The 1,787-nt window shown below is 61.1% G+C and carries 2 protein-coding genes; both read left to right on the top strand.

Annotation, left to right across the window (positions count from 1 at the left end; all coding sequences use genetic code 11):
- The first annotated feature begins 246 nt into the window (after positions 1-246).
- A complete protein-coding gene (locus BG60_RS39910) occupies positions 247-804 on the top strand; it encodes an extracellular catalytic domain type 1 short-chain-length polyhydroxyalkanoate depolymerase (protein WP_075583646.1) in 558 nt (185 codons plus the stop codon).
- A 488-nt stretch (positions 805-1,292) separates the two neighbouring features.
- Positions 1,293-1,787, top strand: a 495-nt coding sequence (locus tag BG60_RS38925; RefSeq protein WP_160172939.1) for a helix-turn-helix domain-containing protein, incomplete at its 3' end; no start/stop codon positions are given.

The following is a 1,787-nucleotide window of genomic DNA, read 5'->3' as shown; positions in this document are numbered from 1 at the left end:
AGCGTTCGGTTTGGCGTGGAATACGCAGTCTAGGACGACTACGTGCGGTTCCCATGATTCTGGAATGGCAAGAGCTGCCGAACCACCGAGGGCAACGCGTGCGCGACAGCCATAGGCTATCAAGGCCGCAGCAAGCGCCTCTGCGACGGCTGCGTCGTCATCGTTGGCAGATTGGTCCTTTTCCGATCTTTCTCCCGCACAAATCGACGCGATCGAGGAGGTAGCGCAGTCAGAGCGGCCAGGCCCGTGACTGCGCCTCCTCTTGAGCGACGCATACAGCCCGCCGCGAACGGTCCTCAATGGTTGGACCATCCCTTCTCACGCGGCGACCAGAGCCACCGGTACAGGCTCTATGTCCCGAGTGTCTATCAAGGCCAGCCGCTGCCGATGATAGTCATGCTGCACGGCGCGCAACAAGACCCGGAGGACATCGCGGCCGGTACGGAAATGAACGAAGCCGCAGAGGCGCACGGCTATATCGTCGCCTATCCAGAGCAGTCAGAGAACACGAATCTGCTTAAATGTTGGCACTGGTTCCGTGCCGGCGACCAGTCGCGTGAGACCGGCGAAACCTCGATGATCGCGGCCCTAACTCGAGAGGTCGTTTCGGACTACAACGCAGATCCTAGTCGCGTGTTCGTTGCGGGCATGTCGGCGGGCGGTGCCATGGCGGTCAATCTCGCCGTCCCCCGTGAAAACGGACTTTCGGTTGGCGAGCAATGGCTTGTGCACGGCTTGGGCCACGCCTGGCCTGGCGGGACCCACAAAGGACATACTCCCATCCGCGCGGACCGCGCGCAATGAGCGAAATCCGACCGGTTTGTTTCGCCGTGTCGCCATCGCTTGGAAAGCGCGCGCCACCGCATTCGTCCGGCACTCGACGACATCGGTTCAAACGAACCGCCCGGCGCCGCTTAGGTGCACTGGGATAGGCAAGCTAGTCGGGTACGTGCTTTGCGTTAGCGCTCAGATCTCGAGTGGTTGTCGATCGCCGGGCATCCAGCGGCGGCGTTGACAAGCAGGCCAGACCGAGACTGAACCTTCTAGCGCGCCCAAACAACATGATTACTGTTGAGGTTCGTTAATTCCGCTAATGACGCCCACTTATCGCGCTAATGACGCTGCCGCCTAAGCCATTGATTTATGGATAAATTTCCGCTTTCTGAAGCGTCGGGCGGTGTTGTGCAAATGCGACGACCAAAGCGACTACTGCCCATCAATTCCGCTAATGTATCCCCGTTGCCCAACAATTGTACTAATGTAGGTGGCAACCTTCCTCGCGGACAACGTCAATGGCCAAACCAGAGAACGATGCTGAGCGGGAGGCAGCCATCGCCCGCGTGCTTCGCCCGCTGGGGACCGGGCCGCTGCCACTTGAGCAGGCGAAGCAGGCCGCGAAACTGCTTAACATGCATTGGGCGACTGTCTATCGTCTGCGACGGCGCTTTCTTTCCGATCCGGTAACCAGCGCGGTGAAGCGGCGCGAGCGCGGCCCAAAGCGCGGAAAGCGCCAGCTGAGCGGCCGCACGGAGGCGATCGTCGATGACGTCCTCAACGTATGGCTGCCGAAGCAACGCCAGCTTGCCCATCCCCTCTCCGATCTCACGCTTGAAATACGTCGAAGATGTGCGGAGAGCGGTGCGCACCCGCCGAGCCGCAGCACGGTTGCACGGTGGTGGGCGACTCATCGCGAAGCGCAGGCGCTCGAGCGCGTGAACGCCGATGCGCCTCCCGGAAACTTTGTCGTCCGCAACCCGCTCGACGTCGTGCAGGTTGACCATACCCAA

Source organism: Caballeronia zhejiangensis, assembly GCF_000698575.1.
In the GTDB taxonomy this organism is placed as follows: Bacteria; Pseudomonadota; Gammaproteobacteria; order Burkholderiales; family Burkholderiaceae; genus Caballeronia; species Caballeronia zhejiangensis.
This window is presented reverse-complemented; position numbering and strand designations above follow the sequence as displayed.